Origin of the sequence: Salipaludibacillus sp. CF4.18 (assembly GCF_051262595.1) — a bacterium.
GTDB lineage: Bacteria > Bacillota > Bacilli > Bacillales > Salisediminibacteriaceae > Salipaludibacillus > Salipaludibacillus neizhouensis.
Window position 1 is genome coordinate 1 of sequence record NZ_JBIMEV010000037.1, and the last position, 19,901, is coordinate 19,901.

18 protein-coding genes and 1 pseudogene are annotated in these 19,901 nt (G+C 36.5%); 14 read left to right on the forward strand and 5 right to left on the reverse strand.

Features of this window, described 5'->3' with window-relative positions:
* The 6 genes from ACHABW_RS18145 to ACHABW_RS18170 all read left to right on the forward strand — a co-directional run.
* Positions 1-531: tRNA-dihydrouridine synthase (locus tag ACHABW_RS18145; protein WP_435757324.1), on the forward strand; the 531-nt coding region annotated here is incomplete at its 5' end.
* 224 nt (positions 532-755) lie between these two features.
* Positions 756-1,067: a hypothetical protein gene (locus ACHABW_RS18150; protein ID WP_435757326.1), complete on the forward strand. Its 312-nt coding sequence runs from the start codon at positions 756-758 to the stop codon at positions 1,065-1,067.
* A gap of 745 nt (positions 1,068-1,812) precedes the next feature.
* The gene (locus ACHABW_RS18155) at positions 1,813-3,810 is read left to right on the forward strand and encodes a beta-galactosidase (RefSeq protein ID WP_435757328.1); all 1,998 of its coding nucleotides are present in this window, start codon (positions 1,813-1,815) and stop codon (positions 3,808-3,810) included.
* 213 nt (positions 3,811-4,023) lie between these two features.
* Positions 4,024-5,649, forward strand: a complete 1,626-nt coding sequence (gene dcuS, locus ACHABW_RS18160) for a DcuS/MalK family sensor histidine kinase (RefSeq protein ID WP_435757330.1) — start codon at positions 4,024-4,026, stop codon at positions 5,647-5,649.
* Positions 5,642-6,349, forward strand: coding sequence for a response regulator (locus ACHABW_RS18165; protein ID WP_435757332.1), 708 nt, complete (start codon positions 5,642-5,644; stop codon positions 6,347-6,349). The genes dcuS and ACHABW_RS18165 overlap by 8 nt, the downstream gene beginning before the upstream one ends.
* A gap of 255 nt (positions 6,350-6,604) precedes the next feature.
* A complete protein-coding gene (locus tag ACHABW_RS18170) occupies positions 6,605-7,930 on the forward strand; it encodes a 2-hydroxycarboxylate transporter family protein (protein ID WP_435757334.1) in 1,326 nt (441 codons plus the stop codon).
* A gap of 39 nt (positions 7,931-7,969) precedes the next feature.
* On the opposite strand, the gene ACHABW_RS18175 is transcribed toward ACHABW_RS18170, so the two are convergent.
* The 3 genes from ACHABW_RS18175 to ACHABW_RS18185 all read right to left on the reverse strand — a co-directional run bounded on the left by ACHABW_RS18175 (position 7,970) and on the right by ACHABW_RS18185 (position 9,583).
* Complete coding sequence (locus tag ACHABW_RS18175) at positions 7,970-8,497, reverse strand: D-glycero-alpha-D-manno-heptose-1,7-bisphosphate 7-phosphatase (RefSeq protein WP_435757336.1); 528 nt, start codon at positions 8,495-8,497, stop codon at positions 7,970-7,972.
* A gap of 355 nt (positions 8,498-8,852) precedes the next feature.
* Positions 8,853-9,152: a hypothetical protein gene (locus ACHABW_RS18180; protein ID WP_435757338.1), complete on the reverse strand. Its 300-nt coding sequence runs from the start codon at positions 9,150-9,152 to the stop codon at positions 8,853-8,855.
* A gap of 218 nt (positions 9,153-9,370) precedes the next feature.
* Complete coding sequence (locus ACHABW_RS18185) at positions 9,371-9,583, reverse strand: transposase (RefSeq protein WP_435757390.1); 213 nt, start codon at positions 9,581-9,583, stop codon at positions 9,371-9,373.
* A gap of 172 nt (positions 9,584-9,755) precedes the next feature.
* Here ACHABW_RS18185 and ACHABW_RS18190 point away from each other — a divergent pair.
* Positions 9,756-9,857 (forward strand): annotated as a pseudogene (locus ACHABW_RS18190) (hypothetical protein); the annotation flags it as partial.
* Between the two features lie 195 nt (positions 9,858-10,052).
* Positions 10,053-10,331: a hypothetical protein gene (locus ACHABW_RS18195; protein WP_435757340.1), complete on the forward strand. Its 279-nt coding sequence runs from the start codon at positions 10,053-10,055 to the stop codon at positions 10,329-10,331.
* A gap of 542 nt (positions 10,332-10,873) precedes the next feature.
* On the opposite strand, the gene ACHABW_RS18200 is transcribed toward ACHABW_RS18195, so the two are convergent.
* Both ACHABW_RS18200 and ACHABW_RS18205 read right to left on the reverse strand, forming a co-directional pair.
* Entirely contained in the window at positions 10,874-11,635 is a 762-nt protein-coding gene (locus ACHABW_RS18200) for a response regulator transcription factor (RefSeq protein WP_435757342.1), read from the reverse strand.
* Positions 11,632-13,383 carry a sensor histidine kinase gene (locus ACHABW_RS18205; protein WP_435757344.1) on the reverse strand — a complete coding sequence of 584 codons (1,752 nt, stop codon included), beginning with the start codon at positions 13,381-13,383 and terminating at the stop codon, positions 11,632-11,634. Before ACHABW_RS18205 ends, ACHABW_RS18200 begins: the two co-directional genes overlap by 4 nt.
* A 277-nt stretch (positions 13,384-13,660) precedes the next feature.
* Here ACHABW_RS18205 and ACHABW_RS18210 point away from each other — a divergent pair, with 277 nt between their 5' ends.
* From ACHABW_RS18210 to ACHABW_RS18235, 6 genes are all read left to right on the forward strand, one after another.
* Positions 13,661-15,022, forward strand: coding sequence for an ABC transporter substrate-binding protein (locus ACHABW_RS18210; RefSeq protein WP_435757346.1), 1,362 nt, complete (start codon positions 13,661-13,663; stop codon positions 15,020-15,022).
* Between the two features lie 450 nt (positions 15,023-15,472).
* The gene (locus ACHABW_RS18215; RefSeq protein WP_435757348.1) at positions 15,473-16,405 is read left to right on the forward strand and encodes a carbohydrate ABC transporter permease; all 933 of its coding nucleotides are present in this window, start codon (positions 15,473-15,475) and stop codon (positions 16,403-16,405) included.
* 2 nt (positions 16,406-16,407) lie between these two features.
* Positions 16,408-17,244 carry a carbohydrate ABC transporter permease gene (locus ACHABW_RS18220; protein WP_435757350.1) on the forward strand — a complete coding sequence of 279 codons (837 nt, stop codon included), beginning with the start codon at positions 16,408-16,410 and terminating at the stop codon, positions 17,242-17,244.
* 155 nt (positions 17,245-17,399) lie between these two features.
* A complete protein-coding gene (locus tag ACHABW_RS18225; RefSeq protein ID WP_435757352.1) occupies positions 17,400-17,774 on the forward strand; it encodes a cupin domain-containing protein in 375 nt (124 codons plus the stop codon).
* Between the two features lie 21 nt (positions 17,775-17,795).
* Positions 17,796-18,884, forward strand: a complete 1,089-nt coding sequence (locus ACHABW_RS18230) for a Gfo/Idh/MocA family protein (RefSeq protein ID WP_435757354.1) — start codon at positions 17,796-17,798, stop codon at positions 18,882-18,884.
* A 100-nt stretch (positions 18,885-18,984) separates the two neighbouring features.
* Positions 18,985-19,884, forward strand: coding sequence for a sugar phosphate isomerase/epimerase family protein (locus ACHABW_RS18235; protein WP_435757356.1), 900 nt, complete (start codon positions 18,985-18,987; stop codon positions 19,882-19,884).
* Positions 19,885-19,901 lie beyond the last annotated feature (17 nt).

A 19,901-nucleotide genomic window follows, 5' to 3' on the forward strand; every position in this document is an offset into this window, starting at 1 on the left:
AACGAATGGCGCGGCTGGCTTACACACATATTGAAGCAAGACATCGCAAATCTTTCTATTCATCTGCGTACAAAAAAGGAAATGAGTAGTGTGGATGCTCATTGGGAACTGATTCCGGAGATTAAGAAACTTCGTGATCATGTGGCACCAGATACACTTTTGACGATCAATGGGGATATTCCTGATCGTCAAACTGGCTTGGACCTCGTTCATCAATACGGTGTTGATGGGGTTATGATTGGGCGTGGTATTTTTACAAATCCATTTGCCTTTGAAAAGGAGCCGAAAGAGCATAGTAGTGAAGAATTTCTGGATCTCTTAAGACTACAGCTTGACCTCCATGATCACTATTCAAAGGAATTTGAACCGCGTCCATTCAAACCTCTTCATCGTTTTTTTAAGATATATGTGCGTGGGTTTCGAGGGGCGAGTAAATTAAGAAATCAAATGATGAACACAGCGTCAACAGATGAAGTGCGTGCATTGCTTGATAACTTTGGGTCAAATAATGTTGATTCTAGTATATTATAATTAAGATATATATACAGCCGGTTGGTGTGTTTGTACAATCGATACATGATGTAGCCTTGTCTAATTAAATTTCTCTATAAAGCACTAAGGGATATTGATATATCACTATCTCTGAGTGCTTTTTGGGTTTTGAAAAAATGGAACCGAAGCAGTTATGTTGAACAAAACTCTGTTGAAACTTAAAAGCTTTGTTGAACGTCAAACATTATTATAGGAGGTTTTCAATGCGTATTATCATAGTCTTTTTAGTGGGATTTTTATTTTTAATATTAGTTGGATGTGGAAACGGTTCGGATTTTAACGGTGTTATTTTGGAAGTGAAAAACGCAAGTATTTTAGTGGGAACAGATGACGTTGACCCAGAGGCTACGTATCCTACTTATGAAATTTTGATAGATGATGAAACCGTATTTTTAGGAGAAGTTGATAATTTTTCTGAATTAAAGAAGGACCTAAATGTTGATATTTGGATCATAGATAATGGAGAAAATAACTCAATTGATAATAAAGTTGCAAGTAAAATAGTGGTTGAATAATTGGTTATTGAACTAAAGAAATGCAAAAATGGAATAAGGAGTTGTTGTTCTTTCATTCACTATTTTCTTGAAATGGCAGGTTAACAAAGTTTGAATAAAATATCTTAGAGAATTCAGAAAAAAATTGAGGTGATTTTGTTTTGCAAAAATGTGAGAACTGCAATGCACAATTTAGTTGGAGTAAGAATGCGGTACGATACATAAGATAACAATTCCAGGTAGATTGATTTTTGTCTCCTTTACTATTCTTCCAATGCTTATCTTCGGTAACTTCCTGTCCCATTTTAGCAACATTATTGTGACACTTGGGATAGCTATTTTTATTTTAATAATTGGTTCTTTGTTCCCCCCTTTTTTAGTTACTTATAAAGAGTCTTTGTGAACTAAAGTACTTCAACCCTCTTAGTGTTATTCGCAGCCCCTATTATTACAGGTGCTGTCTATTGGGGAAATGGGGTTGTTTTTTCCAGGTACTCATTTCCGTTGATTATCAAAGGTTTTTAGAGCTTTCTTAATTAGACACCATGTATTGTACATGATAAAATTTTTAAATAGATGGGTAATGCAAAGCTTGAAATGAGAACGTTGTTAAGTTCAATATGTTCGGAAGAATGGAAGGTTTAAAATGATGAATATTCTAGTACCCTATAATATTCGTTAAGATGTAATTGAAATCAAGTATTATACAATAAAAAGTAAGCGTATTCAATTTAAGGGTTAAATCAAACAATTTGGAGTGATACAAATGGCAAAAAAGCTATACCATGGAGCAGCATATTATCCTGAGCTTTGGAATGAAAAGGTGATTGAAGAGGATATTCACCTCATGAAGGAAGCAGGCATTAACGTAGCGCGAATGGGGGAGTTCGCTTGGCATACGATGGAGCAGGAAGAAGGCAATATCGACATATGTGTTTTTGTAGATATTGTTCATAAGCTACATGAAAACGGGATCGAGACGGTGATGTGTACGCCGACGCCAACTCCTCCTATCTGGTTCACTCATAACCACCCTGAGCGAATGTATGTCAGTCAGGACCGCACCGTAATGGGACATGGTTCGCGTCAGCATACTTGTACGAATCATCCGTACTTTCGAAAGAAAGCAAATGAGATTACAGAACATATTGCCAAAGCAGTTGGTTCATTGCCAGGAGTGATTGGTTGGCAAATTGATAACGAATTTAAATGTCATGTGAGTGAATGTATGTGTGAGCAATGTCGTACTTTATGGCACCAATGGTTAGAGGAGCGCTACGAAACGATTGAACAGCTAAATGAGGCGTGGGGAACGAAGATTTGGAGTCAATATTACCATTCGTTTGATCAAGTGCCACAGCCTGGTCCTGCTCCATTTTTGCATAATTCTTCATTAAGTACGATGTATCGCCAGTTTTCAATGGAAAAGATAGCGGAGTTTTCTGATAGTCAGGCCGAAATTATTCGGCAATATTCAGACGCCCCGATTACTCATAATAGTAATGTTCCATTTTCAGTTGATAATGAACGTTTATTTGAAAATCTAGACTTTGCTTCGTTTGATACATATGCATCACAAGAGAATAAAGCATCCTATTTAATGAATTGTGATCTGTGGCGTAACTTTAAAAAAGGTCGAGACTTTTGGATTATGGAAACGAGCACGTCACATGCTGCTTCGCTTGAGAGCTATGCAAGTCCACATGCAAATGGTTATTTACGAGCAGAGGCGATTGCTTCGTATGCGCTAGGTGGAGAAGCTTTTTGTTATTGGTTATGGAGACAGCAACGAGCAGGGTGTGAGCAACCACATGGTTCGGTGATTAGTGCTTGGGGGAAGCCAACGGTCGGTTTTCAAAGTGTCTTAGAAGTGGAAGAGATGAGAAAGAAAGTGGAGCCATTTATGGTTGCAACAAAGCCCCAGCAAGCGGACATCGCGATAACGTATTCGGATCAGGCAAACGCATTCTTTCAAACGGAGCCTCACCAGCAAATGGATTTCAGGTCATTAGTGACGAATTTTTATAACCATTTTGTCTCATTAGGAGTTCATCGTAATTTGATTCCAGAAAAGGAAAGCTTACAAGACTATAAGCTATTATTTACACCATTCTTGCCGTATATTTCAGATGAATATCGAAAGCGGGCTGTTGATTTTGTGAAAAGTGGTGGAACATGGATCGTTGGGCCTCTGAGTGGTGGACGAACGAAAGAGCATACGATTCATACAAATGCCGCACTCGGAGAGCTTGAAGAAATCGCCGGGATCGAAGCGTTATACACATATCCGATGGATGGAACCGGCTCAGTCGGTCATGCATTTGGTGAAAAAGCACCGTTAGGGTTATGGAGTACGGTGTTTGAATATGATGAGCAAACGGCTGTCGGTACGATTGCAGGAGGCAACTCAGATGGAAAGGCCTTCATAACAGAATCGAAAGTTGGAAAAGGGAAAATAGTTCACATCGGTTCTTTACCTGTTGGTGAAGAGGGGGATTCCTTATTAATAAAACTCATAGATCATTATGCAACAGAAGCAGGAGTAAGTGTGCGAACGGATGTGACGAAAGGAACGATTGTCGCACCGCGAATCGATGATGAAGGCAAACAATCGTGGGTGATTGTCAATATGGATGGAGAAGGTGGAAGTGTGACCGTTCCAGTTAAAGCATTGGATCGTTTAACAGAAGAGATGATTTCAGCGGGACGATTAGAGATTGGACCTTACGAATATCGAGTCCTTTCATTATTAAATAAAGGATGAGGAACGAAGGAGCAAAATCAAGTCATTCATAAAATTGATTAACTAATGATAAATTTAACGACGATAAAGACGGACTTTTGTTAAAAAGAGTCCGTCTTTTTCTGCGTTGCTTGGAGCTGATTCAAGTACTTCTCGTTCTAATTAAAGCTCAATTCTATAGAAAACAACCTTCATTTATAATCTATTGTATAATGATTCTAACGATATTTTACGGTGAGTGGAGTGAGTGTGGATGCATTGCTGAGAAGAAAGTTTAAACTACGTTCAATTATTATATGTCTTGTTATTATTGTAGTAGCAATTTCATTATTGATCACAGATGTTCTCGTAAGCAATACGATCAGTGATCAAATTATGGATGATCAAGAAGAAAAAGCATTAACGGTAGCAAGAATTGTGGCTGAATCAGAAACGGTGCAACAAGGTTTGGCAGAGGAAACGCCTGAAAACATACAGCTGTTTGCAAATGATATAAGGTCGACCTCAGGAGTACTATTTATCGTCGTGATGGACATGAATGGGATTCGCTATTCTCACCCGAACGATGATTTGGTAGGCTTACCATTCGAGGGAGAAGATGAAGCAAATGCCTTAATGGGACAGGAGTACAGTTCCATTTCCAAGGGGACTTTGGAAACCTCTCTACGTTCATTTACACCGGTTATGAGTGAAGATAATGAGCAATTAGGCGCTGTAGCGGTGGGGATTTCTTTAGAAAATGTAGAGCAAACCTTGGATGAAAGTCATAAAAATCTCATTATAGGATCGCTATTCGGAATCATCACAGGGATTATAGGTGCCTTACTCATTGCTAATTACATAAAGAAGATTCTCTACGGATTAGAACCATTTACAATCGCAAAAACGTTTGAAGAAAGAAATACGATGCTTCAATCTGTACGTGAAGGTATTATTGCGGTGGATAAAGATGCTAGAATTACGCTCGTTAATAAATCGGGATTACAATTGTTTGCAAAAGCAGGACTGAAAAACGACCCGATAGGAATGGAAATCACCGAGTATATGCCTAGAAATGGTTTAGAAGAAGTGTTACAAACCGGGAACTCCGAACTTGATTCAGAGTTAACGATAAATGGGATGTCATTTGTCGTTAATCGAACACCATTAATTGTTGATAATCAAATCATTGGTGCTATTTCTACTTTTAGAGATAAAACAGAAGTGAATGAAATGGCTAAACAGTTAAGTGGTGTGAAATTATATGCAGAAGCGCTTCGTTCACAATCACATGAAGTGATGAATAAGTTTCACGTAATACTCGGGTTGGTTAGAAATAGGTCCTACGAAGAATTATCTCATTATATACGCGAATTAGTCGATCATAAAAACAATGAAATAGGTAGCGTGACGAGAAATATAAAGGATCCAGTTTTGGCAGGGTTTCTGATCGGTAAACTTAGTTATGCGAGGGAAAATGGGATAACGTTGAACATTGTAAATGAAACGGACATTCCATCTCCAAAATCAAGTGACACTACTCACGAATTGATTACAATTTTAGGAAATTTAATTGATAATGTGATCGAAGCTTTAACAGATAGTGATAGGAAACAGATTGATGTGAAGCTAAGTTATGAGCATGAAATGCTAAAATTAAAGGTGGAAGATACTGGTCCTGGAATCAAACGGCAGCACTTAGCACATATATTTGAAAAAGGGTTTTCGACGAAAGGGAAAAATAGAGGCTACGGATTGTTCCTTTTGAAAAACAGTATGGATAAACTGGGTGGTAACTTTACGGTTGATTCTTTTCAAGGGGAAGGAACAGTATTTACAATGGGCATACCCTATGAAATTGAGGTGAACGGGATTGATTAATGTATTAATAGTAGAAGATGATCCCATGGTCGCAAAATTCAATAAACAATATTTAGAAGAAATAGACGGATTCCATTTAGTTGGTATCGCGAATTCTTTTGATTCTGCGATGGAGTATATAAAAACGACTGCCATTGATCTCATATTGTTGGATATTTATATGGCTGGAAAAAACGGTTTGGAGCTTTTAAAAGATATTAGAGATAATGAACTGCAAAATATTGATGTCATCCTTATTACCGCAGCAACGGACGTCGATTCTATCCAGACAGCATTAAGGAATGGCGCTGTTGACTATATTATTAAACCATTTGAATTTGAGAGATTCCATCATTCCTTGGCTACGTATAAAGGGAAGTTTCACTTGTTAAATAAGCAAGGTGCTTTAAACCAGGATGTACTTGATTCCGAAATATTTCATCAAAGAGAAAAAAGAGTGAGTCTTTTGCCTAAAGGGCTTTCTAAAAGTACATTACAAGTTATTTTTAATGCAATGGAAGAATTGAAAGGAGAAGCTTTTTCAACGGATGAAGTTGCGGAGAAAAGTAATATATCAAGAGTATCGGTGAGGAAGTATTTAAAATTCCTAAATGACATAGGTGTGTTAGGAGAAAGAATGACATACGGACCTGTTGGGAGACCAACTTACTTATATACGTATAAAGAATCAAATAAATCGGCCATCTCTAAATTTCTATAAGAGGAGGGTCAAAAAGGTAGTTTTTTTACCTATTTGAACTTCCTCTATAAGATAGATCGTTTTCTTAAAAGCAGCCAATCGGTTGCTTTTTTTAATTACAAAACCTTTTTTAAGTTACAAAACATTTCACAATTTAGTCACATTCTTTAAGATATAAATAGATCAGTGAAAGCGATTCCAATATATAGGTGATCCTTCTAGAAAAAAACTTACGACATTAAAATGAAAAAGCTTTTCCAGAAAGGGGAATGTGAAATGGTAGAGGCAGCAAAAAAATTACTTACAAATCATAAAAACGAAGATAATTTATATGAGATAAAGTCAAAAGAGGGAGTCAAAGTGTTTCATATGCCGATAATCTGGTTTGCTGTGATTTTAGCATTAACGATTGTTAGTATATATACCGATAATCTTCCCGCAGGCATGATTGGTAGTCTGTTGGTGATGATCGTATTAGGGGAAACACTTGGTTGGATTGGTGACAGAACACCTATTATAAATAGTTTTCTTGGCGGAGGCGCTATTGTTGCGATATTTGGATCTGCTTATCTCGTTTACAGTGGTGTCTTACCTGAATCAGTAACGACTTCTGTGGATGGATTCATGACAACTGGAGGTTTTCTGGACTTCTATATTGCGGCTTTAATTACCGGAAGCATTCTTGGAATGGACTCGAAAATATTAGTGAAAATCGGAGCCCGTTATTTTGCACCTATCATTGGTGCTGTTATTGTAGCGATGGGAATGGCGGCACTCGTTGGAACATTATCAGGATTTACGCTGCAGGATGCAGTTCTTGTTATTACCTTGCCAATTATGGGAGGCGGTATGGGAGCAGGAGCCGTTCCCATGTCACAAGTTTATTCTGAGTTTCTTGGCAATCCACCAAGCTATTATATTTCTATGTTAGTTCCAGCTCTGGCGCTTGGCAATGTATTTGCGATCGTGTTCGCAAGTTTGTTAAATAAACTCGGTAACAAAATGCCGTCTTTAACTGGGAATGGTCAATTAATAAAAGGGTTTGAAATGGAGAAGAATGAATCAACATTTGATATTCAAAAATTAGCCGTGGGATTACTTGCAGCATTGGTATTCTTCGTAAGTGGGAACATTCTTGGTGGATTTATTCCATTACACCCTTATGCTCTAATGATCATACTTGTAGCAATGGCAAAAATATTCAACCTTATTCCAAAAAATATCGTGGACGGTGCAAGTCAATGGTATCAATTTGTTGCAAAAACATTTACCCTTGCCTTACTTTTTGGAATTGGTGTAGCTTATACAGACTTGAATGCAGTTCTGGGTGCCTTAAGCATACAATATGTCCTTATAGTAGGAGCTGTCGTACTAGGCGCAGCGATAGGAGCTGGTATTGTCGGAAAATTTGTAGGTTTCTATCCTATTGAATCAGCTATTACTGCTGGTCTTTGTATGGCGAACATGGGTGGAACCGGTGACGTTGCCGTACTTTCTGCTTCGAAGAGAATGGAATTAATGCCTTTTGCTCAAATTGCTTCAAGACTAGGCGGAGCCTTGATCCTCTTACTGGCGGGATTGCTCATTCCTATATTTTTATAAGTCTTTCAAGGGGTTCTCATTAATCAATGAGGCCCCTTTTTATTTGTTACAAATCCAATACGCAGCGGCAAGGAGATCGGGAAAGTACATGTCAGCATCGGCCTGTCTTTCTTTTCGGTCTCCAACAAGGATAGTCTGAGTACCAGCTTCTTTTCCAGCTTCAATATCAGGTTCTCTATCTCCGATCATGAAGCTTTTTTCTAAATCGATATCGTATTTTTTTGCCAAGTCAGTAATCATTTGCGGTTTCGGCTTGCGACATGCACACTTAGCGTGTGGCTTATGGGGACAATAAGCGATATCATCAATTTCGGCTCCATATACAGCTAAATCATCCTGCATTTTTTTATGTACATTTTGCAAGGCCATTTCCTCCATAAAACCAAGTCCGATACCTCCTTGATTCGTGACCACAAAAACCTTAAACCCTTCCTCATTAAACAATTTAATGGCTTCGCCAACACCATCCAATAAATAGAAATCCTCAGGTTTGTTCACAAACTTTACTCGATGACTTAATACTTCGTTGATCACTCCATCACGGTCTAAAAACATTCCAATCGTCATTCAATCACCAATCCTCTGAGAGTAGTTTTTCTATCGGTGTTTAATTTATTCACTGTTTGAGATACAGCTGGTTATGAGTAAAAAACGTGAAAAAACACAAGCGGACGCTAAACAGTTCCACGGGCTTCGCTACTAACGGTTACGCAGCCTGAAAGGCGCATCGGAATAAGCACTCATACTTGATTTTATACTGCTGTTTCACTCACTCCACAAAACGTTTTGATCTTAACATGTTGCTTCAGCCATTTGAAAAACAACTCAATAGCCTTAAACGTGAACGGTACATCTCACTGATTTCTTTTGGACTGATGTCAAATCAATTGGTGATAAGTCGGAGCGTCATTCCGCTATCGTCTTATACTTCAACGATACGATAGACATTTTCTGCTCGTTTTTGTACCGTACCGAGCCACACCAAATTATCAGAGAGAATGTTTTCTTCTACTCCAGGGTCAAATGCATAAATATCTCGAGTCACAGTATCCTTTTTCAGGTGAGATTCAAAAAAGTATCCGTCATCAGTCATCCGATCAAAGCGTTCATAATCAAGATATCCGCGATCAAACACGTACATCGCATTCGGATCATCCACGAGGACTTCTAACTGTCCACGGTCGCGTTCCTTCGCTCCCCAACTGTACTTCCGGATATTCAATGGAATTTGTCGTAGAGTCAATGATGTGTAATGGCATCGAAGACTTCAACGCTGTATGAAACGTTTTAATATGTCCCACAAGATCGAAAAATAACTTTGCTAAGATATTTGAAGAGCTGTTGTTTTCCAGCTGGAGTCGCGCCTTTCACTTCTCGAGCATGTCAATAAAACAAAAATGTTTACAAAACAACGTTGTTTAATGATTACTATCGGTCATTTTATTGGAGAGGAGGAAGCTTTTGGATGTTCAAAAGTGTTTTCCGAAATTCCTTTTGATACAAACAACTATTACACAATTTGACAACCGTATATCGTCCGGTAAGAATGACTTTCCCAGCAATTTTGATGAGTTGTGTTCGCATGGTCTCTATGCGTTTTTCCTTCATTTTCTGAGCTTTGGTAGTTAGTTTATTATTAGTTATTAAGCAAATCCCAAAGGCGGCCTGATGTTATTCGCATAACTCGTAAAGTCCGGGAACGGGAATCGTGCTATCTCCGCGAATCGTTAACGTTGCCTTAGGATATGTCATCTTATAATGTCGGATTGTAGGACCAACAAAATCAACGAGACTGCGGGAGGTATATACCTGTTTTAATGAAGCAAAGCTAGATGGACAATCCCTTATTGATACTGAGTTCTACCGCTTAATGACGAAGGTTGATGGAAAAAGCATCTTTGAGTCGGCCAAAATACTTCGGGACAAGCAATTAATTATGACACTATACTAGTCGGAGAAGAGCTTTTAAATAGATCAAGGATCTATCATATAAGTTTTATTCCTAATTTGCCACATTGAACAGCCTGATTTGCTCCTTTTCCTCGGCTAAACTCAATTAGCTCATCCCAAAAGCCGTTGAAGAGTCTGCACGAATAGACGGATGGAGTGAGTTAAGAATCTTTTGGTCTTACGCTCTACCGATGACAAAGTCGGTGTGGGTACAATTGCGATCATCAATGTAATTACAATCTGGAGCGAGTATTTGTTTGCGTCTGTTTTATTAACGAATCCAAGTGCGAGAACATTACCAGTGGCAATTGCAGAAATCAGTTCTGGTGACTCGGGGATTGATCATGGCATATTGTTTGCAGTCTTATCGATAGCCACTATACCAATGTTAATTATTTATTTTGTTTTCTCTAAGCAAATAACTGAAGGTGTCGCATTAGGTTCAGTTTAATAAAAGGGTTTTAAATGATGTGAGCAAAAAAACATAAAAATAGTTCAAAAAACCAGTATGTTAAGCTCTTTTTACAAAGTGGGTGCCCGTTGCCTTGTTCAATGGCGACGGATTTTCACCGCTTGTGATGATAGTTTACTGGGAGTCGATCGCGTTGATTGGAATTACCAATAGCTGACCGGAGGAACCGTCCCCTCTGTACCCTACAACTATTCCCCTCAAACGGTTGATTGAGGTCCTAATAAAAAGCATTATATAAATAGGGGATTTTATACAACTTGGGAATTTTACGTGAGTACTACGAACAAAGTTAAATATATTTCGACAACAGCACTTTCAAATGAACTAAAAATGAACGTCAAGGAAGTATTTCAGATCTTCCTTACAAATGACTTGATTAATAGAGTTGAGGAAAACTTGGTACTTATTGAAAATGGCAAATAACTAGGCGGAACGATAAACACCTGAGGGTTGGTGAGTATATAGCATGAAACCATTAAGAATAGCAATATGTTGTAACTACTCCATAGTTATCTTCCTCCTTATGTTTTAGTTAATAGTTTTTGTCGAAAATCTTTTGGCGTAGTACGGTATGTTTTTTTGAAAATTTTCATGAAGTGTTTTGAATCTGTATATCCAACCATTTCGCTAATTTCATAGACTTTTAATAAAGGATTTTCTAATAGCTGAATAGCTTGTTGCATTCGAATATCAGTTAAATATTTCAAAAATGATTCACCGGTGACTGTTTTAAACAATTGTCCAAGATAATGGCCACTTAAATGAACACGGTCTGCTAACTCTCTTAAAGAAAGCGATTCCATATAATTACTTTGAATATAGGCCAATGTTGAAGTAATAATTCTTTCTTGCTGAGTTTGAGTTGGTTTTCGTATTTCGTCTTGAAGATTAGTTGTTGGCATATTTTTTGACAAATGTTCTACTTGTACGGTTTTTACAATATCAAACAATTCCATGTGGTCAATAGGTTTTAATAAATAACCTCTTGCATTGTAGCGCAATGCCTCTTTCGCATAACTAAATTCTTCAAATCCGCTCATTATAATAATATTAGATTTTATTTTTGCTTCATAAATATGTTTGGTTAAACTCAAACCATCCATTTCAGGCATTCGTATATCGGTTAAAATAATATCGATGTTTTCCTTTTCTAGCCAAAACAACGCTTCTTTACCATTTTCAGCAGTCCCTACTACATCTATATTCATGTGTAACCATTCATCCATATGTTTTAAACTATCTGCAATAATCCAATCGTCGTCAACGATAAGCATTTTATTCATAAGTCCTGCTCCTTTCTTGGAATAATAATTTGAAATTCTGTACCAACATGTGGTTCGCTAAATACCTTAATACCATAACTTGCCCCATAATGTAAGTGAATTCGTGCCTGTACATTATATAAGCCAATTTTATTTTTATATTTAGCAAGCTCTGAAGGGTTAGTATTTAAATGGTCTCTTATTTGATTAACTTGTTCAAAACTCATTCCAACACCGTTGTCTTTAACGGAAAATATGATCTCACTATCTTTTGTTATCCCAGTTATATCAATTCGACCATCACCTTTTAATGGGTCAATTCCATGTATAATGGCATTTTCAATAATTGGTTGTAAGATCCATTTTATGATTTTTTGATTATCGAGAACAGGATCCACATCAATTTCAAATACAAGAGTGCTACGCATCCGCTTTTGCTGAATTTCCAAGTAGTATTGAATATAATTAATTTCTTTTGAAACAGGTATTTTTTCATTAAACGTGTTAATACTGAGACGTAGTAATCTTCCTAACAGTACAATAAGATGACTAATTTCGTAGTCCTTTTTCTTGCGTGCCAATGAATTAATTGTTTCTAGTGTGTTGTAAATAAAATGCGGGTTAATTTGTAACTGTAGAGCCGTAACCTCTGCCTCTCTCTTTAATTTCTCCTCATTCTCAACGGATTTAATTAACCCTTTGATTTGAACAAGCATGTGGTTGAAACCGCTGGCTAGATCACCAATCACGTCCTTTGAATTGGTGATATACTCCTCCTCGAAATTACCTTTTTCAACTTTGCGCATTTTTCTTTGTAATTTGTAAATGGGGCTAGAGATTTGCTTGGTAACAAATAAGGAAGCACCTGTACAAATGAGGACACTGATAATTATCGTAAATATGAAAAAATTACGAATATCATAAACTGGTTGGTATAGATTATCTACATTAAAATATTCTACAATCGTCCAACCAAAAGATGGTACTCCCTGTTTGTAAATAATATAATTTTGTCCGTTTGGCGCAGATATAATTGTCCCTGACGGATTAGATGAAATATCTTGATAGGTTAATTGGAGTTCATTACCAGTACTATAGACAATTTCATTGTTACTATAGATGAGAGATCCCGTAATATCGACTGTTCCTTCTGAAACATTAAGAATCTTTGAAATAAATTTTTCGGTAAAATCGATAATGATAACACTTCGATTTCTCAATTTTTTATCCCATCCTTCATAGATAAAGGAATAAACCGGTGATGCATCGACTTGATTACTATAGTTTCTGTCGTGCAAAGAAGAAATTTTTGGGAAGGGTTGGTTCTCTATATGGGTATACCAATCAGATTGTATAATATCTTTGCCTTGTACATTTAATCCGATGGAATAGCCATAATAATACATAAAATGTTCTTCGTTAATAATGGTAATACCTTTAAAAGATGGTAAGATATTTTCAATACTGACTAACAGTTTATCCAGCTCTATATATAATTGCATATTTCTCTTGTAATCAGTATTTTCACTGAATTCTGCGAAAACGCGATTGGTTACAATTCCATTGCTTAATCGTTCGAGATTATCTTGCAATTGGTGTAAGGATGCTACTCTTTGTTTCAAGATATAGTCTGCATGGTAATTTAAATTTTCTGTCATGCTATTCGAAGCGTTCTCGTATGTAATATATCCAACAATACTAAGAGGAATAATGGAAATCACTAGTAAGCAAAATAGAAGTTTGAAAAATAAGGAGTGAAAAAATTTCAAATCCATACACCTCAAGTCAATGGTTTAACTAATTTGATAGCCTAGTCAACAATTAATTATTAATGATTCAATTTATTAAGCGCTTTCACGTGAATTATAATGAACATATAGAATTATGTCAATGCAGTAAAGTTGATATTGAGTAAGATAACAACAATGGCCACCTTTGTCACAGAAATGCCCCCTTTTTATACTTCGTGAAAACGCTTAACATTATGTCTATCAAACGCAAGCTACACTAAAAGTATTATTGCGTTAATCAAAAGGAGGTCAAGGTATGTTAAGTAAGTTGATGAAGTTATCTATTCTTTTATTGGGACTGATGTTGTTGGCTGTTACCGCGGCATGTTCCTCACCGTCAAGTATTCAAAATCAGAACCAAAGTGACGTTGAGAAAGATGAAGAATCGGAAGAACAGAGTTCAGACGGTGACACATTACAACTGTTAATCCCGAACTATTACAATGATGTTGAGAGAGAACAGTGGGCGCAGGTTGTTGACAAATTTAAAGAATTGAATCCAGATATTGAAGTGAAACTGGAGGCTGGTGACGTAAGGGTAGAATCTGGAAGTTTAACCGCTCTATTGCAGTCCAATGTAAATACACCAGATGCAATTCTGATGAACGCGGGTACAAGTCGTATATCAGTACTATCTGATGGTGAGCTAATCAGACCATTGAATGAGATTTATGAATCCAATGGATGGCAAGATGCGGTTCGTCCTTTTGCTTACAACTTAATAGCTAGCGAAGATAATATTTATGAAGTACCTCATATGGTAGATGCGATTGGCCATTTCTATAACACAGATATTTTTGAAGAGCATGGGTTAGAAGCTCCGACAACGAACGATGAGTATATTGAATTGTTAGATACATTAGCGAGTGAAACTGATATAGCTCCAATTACAGTAGGTGCACGTAATGGTTATGCAATTGGTTGGTTATTTGGTGTTATGCTGGAGTCCATGGCCGGTACCGAAAAAATGGAAGAAGTTTTCTTCGGCGATGGCAAATGGAATGATCCAGAATTAGTGAAAGTAGCAACAACTCTTACTGAATGGCAAGAAAAAGGATACATTTCAGAAGATGCTGTTACTTTACAAGAAACCGATGCGAAATTTAATTTCTTAAATAAGCAGGCAGCAATCTATTCTGCTGGTACGTATCTGATTACCGATTTAGCTGCAGAAGATCTCCATGATAGTGTAGGGTTCTTTATGGCTCCATCATTCATGGATGATGGATCTGCTGAACCGACAGGTGGTATCGGACAATCATGGGTTGTTCCGACCGATGCTAAAAAACCAAATCTTTCAGAAAAATGGTTGAACTTTATTCTATCAACTGATTACGCTGAAATTGTTTATAGTTTTGAAGATTACAATTTCATTCTAGCGTCTACTGCATCCATGGAGATAGATCCTGTCGGAGATGTACTACGACAAGCAGCAGACCGAGTTGAAGAAGGTTCGAGTTATAATCCAAGTGTGTTTATTGGTGTAGAAACTAGTGAAGCTTATTTCCAAAATCTACAAGGTTTAGTAGGTGGACTTGTTTCCCCTGAAGAAGCCATGAATGCCATTGAAGAGGCAGCACAAGAAGATAAAGCAAACGGCTTCCAATTACAAAACTAAAGAGAAGATTCCAGTTCAAAATAGAACTGGAGTCTTTTTTCCTTGTAAAGATATAAAAGTAGGTACTGTGGATAACAATCAGTAATAATCAATAGCATGTCCAGATCTGTTGGCAGTGAGGTTATGATCTTTCATTGTCTTATGAAATTTCGAACGGACCTTCCACAACTATTCAGTAATAAGCAAGCTAGAGAATCACTTATTCCCAAATAATTCTACTTTTCAATAACATAAGAATAGAAGAAGGTATCCGCTTACAATATTGATTTGATTGTGTTCGTAGAATTAAGATATACCCACCTTTTTCACCGGAATGGCACCTTTTATTTGTGCACTGAACCGCTTACTATTAAATTAAGCAAAAATAGAAGTAACTATTAAAGGAGGAATATCATTTCAATAAAACTATAAATCCGCTTACAGAAATTAAATATGGAGGGAGAAATAAATATGAGTTTAACAACTCCGAGTGTAAATAGTAACTTTAAAGAACAAATCAAAATGAAGAGAAAAAGTAGATGGAAAAAAAGATTAGTGCTTATTTCCTTTTTGGCACCAACATTAGTCTTATATGGATTGTTTATGTTATATCCAATGGTAGATGCCTTTCGCTACAGTTTATTTGATTGGAACGGAACGTCCGCCACCATGAATTTTGTTGGATTAGATAATTATGCTGCGTTAACAGAGGATGCCATTTTTGGGAAAGCTTTAATGCACAATTTATGGTGGGTAGTATTAAGTTTAATCTTAATGGTCATTCCAACGTTAGTTTTAGCAGTTTTGATCAGCAAAGTAAAAAAGGGACGAACCTTCTTCCGTGCAGCATTTTTTTTACCAAGTGTTTTGTCATTGGCAGTTGTTGGGGTGTTGTGGTCAAAAATTTATAATCCGACGATGGGACCGATTAACATCTTCTTAGAAGCAATAGGGCTTGATGTACTTGCGTTTAACTGGTTAGGTGAACCATTGCTTGTAATTCCGGCATTAGTAATAGCTTCTACTTGGGCGTTTTATGGACTGTATATGATTTTATTTTTAGCGGGCCTTCAAAGTATTGATATTCAAATGTATGAAGCTGCCGATATTGATGGAGCCGGACCTATACGGAAATTTTGGTATATTACGATTCCAAGTCTTCGTAATACAATGAACGTTGTTATTAGTATGGTCATTATACACGCATTAAAAGGATTTGCCTTAATTTGGATTATGACCCAAGGTGGTCCTTTCTATATGAGTGAAGTTGTATCAACACTTGTATATAAAACAGCGTTTAGTATGAATCAGGTAAGTTACGCAGCAGCACAAAGTGTGGTATTGGGAATAATTATCATAACCTTTACAATTGCGTTCAATATTTATCGAGAAAGGACTGAATAACAATGGAAAAAACTATCGCAAAAAAGCCTTCTGCTCAAGTTATTATATGGGTTGTATTATTTTTACTCCTATCTCTGATCATTTCACCTATTATTTATGCAGTTTTAGCAAGTTTTAAAACAAACATGGAAATTTTCTCTACTCCTTTTTCATTGCCTAGTACATGGAATTTTGACAATATTGTTCATGCTTGGCAAGTAGGTAATTTTAAACAATATATTGTCAATAGTGCGATAGTTACAGTGGGTGGGATGCTCTTAGTAGCATTAGCAGCATGCCCAGCTGGATATGCCTTTTCTCAATTGACTTTTAGAGGTAACAACTTTTTGTTCTATTTGATTTTATTAGGTATGGCATTGCCTGTTCAGGCCATTATCATTCCAATTTTCTTTCATTTAAGATCTTTAGGATTAGTGAACACATTGACAGGTTTAACACTAGTATCAGCAGGCGTTGCTTTACCTTTCTCAGTATTTTTAATGCGTAATACATTCCGTGATGTACCCAAAGAGTTAAGAGAATCTGCCATGATAGACGGTGCCAGTGAATGGCGTACCTATTGGCAAATCATGTTACCAATTGCAAAACCAGGAATAGTCGCTTTATTGATTTTTACATTTATGAATATATGGAATGATTTTATTTTACCGTTAGTTTTATTAATGTCTCAAAGTCAGTACACGATATCTCTCGGTCTCTATTCTTTCCAAGGAGAGAATGCTACCAACTATTCCTTAATATTCGGTGGTACGGTTATTAGTATGATTCCAAGTATTATTGTTTATTTGATTTTTCAACGCTCCTTCACTGAAGGTATGTCGAGTGGTTCAAATAAATAAAAAATTTTTAAAAAGGTTCATCTACTTTTTGACCACTTTTTTAAGAGAAACACCATATTGCAAGCGTTGTATTTACCTTTAAAATAGTAATTAGGAATGTTATTGTGTAAAACATTGAACAATAACTCAATAAATAATAGGAGAGAGGGATTGTAATGGCTAATAATCAAAAAGTTGCAACGATTACAAATTTGAATGAGGAAAAATACTTACTTCCAATGGATTGGGGTGGAATTCAGTGGATGTTAGGGGAAGAAATCGATCCTGAATGTGAACTGACATTTGGCATGGTATATATTAATGCTGGCACGGAAAATCCTCGTCATATTCATCCGAATTGTGAAGAAGTAATCTTTGTGTTATCAGGAGAATGTGATCATACCTTAGGAGATGAAGTTTATCATTTAAAACCAGGTATGATGTTACGGATTCCAAGAAATGTACCACATAATGCAAAGGTTACAAGTTGGGAACCTTGTAGAATGATTATTGCTTACTCTGCTCCAGATCGTCAAACTATTGGAGAATAATTTTAATAAGGAGGAACTATTATGGCTAACATTCAATTTAATTATGAGTACGACACCAAAATAAAAGTAGGTTTTATTGGTTGCGGGGCTCACGCCTTTCGTAACGTATATCCAACCTTCGATTATGCACCAGTTGATTTAGTTGCAGTATGTGATTTGAACCTAGAAAGAGCAGAAATATATAAAAAACGATTTGGTGCAGACAATGCTTATACCGATTATAACGAAATGATTAAAAAAGAAAATTTAGATGCTATCTTCGTTGTACTTAACTTTGATCGTAATGGACAACCACTTTACCCGAAAATTCTTCCAGATATTATGAAAGCAGGTATACCTATTTGGGTGGAAAAGCCAATTTCATATACGGCTAAAGAAGCCGAAGAGTTAATGGAACTACAACAGAAATATAATGTGAAAGTATTAGTCTCCAATAAACGATATTTTTATCCGTCATTTGATGGTGCTAAAAAAATCGTAGATAGTGAAAAGTTTGGAGATGCGGTATCGATAACAGGTCGTTATCCACTAACATTAACTCCATTTAATGAAGAAACTGGTCATCGTGATGGATTACACTGGTTTTTAGATATCTGTCATCCCGTTTCCGGTATGCATTATTTAATGGGTGATTTTGATGAAATGTGTTTTATAGACCATCAACCAAGTGGAAATGTACAAACATTATTTAAATTTAAATCAGGGGCGATTGGTAGTTTGCATTTACCATCCACTAAATCAGAAACGGCTCCAAACGAAAACTATGAAATTATTGGGAATGGCGAAAACATAGTAATTGATAATGCTATCCGCCTTGACTACTATCAAGGGAAAAAGGGAAGCGGGGACTATGGTAAAGCACCTTCCTTCATTGGTGATGATCCAACTAATGGTCCTGTTCATTGGGAACCGGAATTTTCATTAGGGCAGCTACACAACAAGAACTTATTTACTCAAGGAATGGTACAGAGTGTTAATCACTTTGCAGAATCAGTAATTCAAAATAAGGCAGTGGAACGAGCGACATTACGAGACGCATGGCATTTAACACAAATTTTTGATGCATATCGTGATAATAAAGCTGGTAATTGGATTAAGATTGGTGACTAAGTCTCAGTTTAACTTTAAAAATTTTTTCTAATTATTGAATACCATGCTATCGCCAAATAAAGTTGGCGATAGGTTTGGATTCCAATGAGGAGGTAATAGTATGAAGTTTAGTATAGTAACAGATATGTTGGGAAAGGAATCTTTTGATGAAGCATTACAGGAAGCGAAAAATTTAAAATTTGATTACGTTGAGTTAAGAGCAAAACTTGATGGTGATACTATTGATTCGATTTCAGTAGATAAAGCAAAACAATTAGGACAAAAAGTAAAGGAACATGGATTAAAGGTTTCTACACTTAGTTCATGGGCGATTAATCCTTGTACATTCTCTGGTCCTCCAAGATATGATAATTATGATGATAACCATCATCAAGCTATGGAAAAAGAATTGGATCGATTATTAGATTTAGCTGATGCACTTGACGCAGAGAATGTAAGAATTTATTCCTTGTATCGCAGTCCAGAATTTGATCAATTATCTGAGAATGAGCAAGAGGAACAATACAAACATAATGCTGCGATGCTAAATAAGCATGTAAAACATGCAACTGAAAGAGGTAAAACCATTTTAGTTGAAAATGAACCACCTACTTTAGCAAATACGATTTTTGAATTAGGAAAATTAATAAAATATGCGGATAATCCTCAATTAAGACTGAACTGGGATATTGTTAATGGTTGGCGAGCTGGAGAATATCCAACACCAGTCCTATATGAGCGTCATATTCAGGGTTACGTTGGCTCAGTTCATTTAAAAGGGGCTTCTCAGTTAGTTAATTCTGTTTCAAATGAGATGCCAGAAGGACGCTTCAACAATTTTGCGATTGCAGGCAGGGATGATTTTAAACATGAAGAAATATTGAAAGCGCTTGTAAGTGGGGATCCAGATGTTATTTTAACAATTGATACGCATTATCCATCTTTCTATCAACAGGATAAAATCGGTGAAGTAGAAGTCGTTCGCCTTACAAAGGAGTTTATAGAGAATTTGCTTAAATAAACCAATGAGGAGGTTAT

Excerpts from the sequence above, each read along its gene's own strand:
- ACHABW_RS18200 (WP_435757342.1), bottom strand. The coding sequence starts at position 11,635 with ATGAATAAAATGCTTATCGTTGACGACGATTGGATTATTGCAGATAGT.
- ACHABW_RS18230 (WP_435757354.1), top strand. The coding sequence starts at position 17,796 with ATGGCTAACATTCAATTTAATTATGAGTACGACACCAAAATAAAAGTA.
- ACHABW_RS18225 (WP_435757352.1), top strand. The coding sequence starts at position 17,400 with ATGGCTAATAATCAAAAAGTTGCAACGATTACAAATTTGAATGAGGAA.
- ACHABW_RS18155 (WP_435757328.1), top strand. The coding sequence starts at position 1,813 with ATGGCAAAAAAGCTATACCATGGAGCAGCATATTATCCTGAGCTTTGG.
- ACHABW_RS18150 (WP_435757326.1), top strand. The coding sequence starts at position 756 with ATGCGTATTATCATAGTCTTTTTAGTGGGATTTTTATTTTTAATATTA.
- ACHABW_RS18215 (WP_435757348.1), top strand. The coding sequence starts at position 15,473 with ATGAGTTTAACAACTCCGAGTGTAAATAGTAACTTTAAAGAACAAATC.
- ACHABW_RS18235 (WP_435757356.1), top strand. The coding sequence starts at position 18,985 with ATGAAGTTTAGTATAGTAACAGATATGTTGGGAAAGGAATCTTTTGAT.
- ACHABW_RS18170 (WP_435757334.1), top strand. The coding sequence starts at position 6,605 with ATGGTAGAGGCAGCAAAAAAATTACTTACAAATCATAAAAACGAAGAT.
- ACHABW_RS18175 (WP_435757336.1), bottom strand. The coding sequence starts at position 8,497 with ATGACGATTGGAATGTTTTTAGACCGTGATGGAGTGATCAACGAAGTA.
- ACHABW_RS18210 (WP_435757346.1), top strand. The coding sequence starts at position 13,661 with ATGTTAAGTAAGTTGATGAAGTTATCTATTCTTTTATTGGGACTGATG.
- ACHABW_RS18220 (WP_435757350.1), top strand. The coding sequence starts at position 16,408 with ATGGAAAAAACTATCGCAAAAAAGCCTTCTGCTCAAGTTATTATATGG.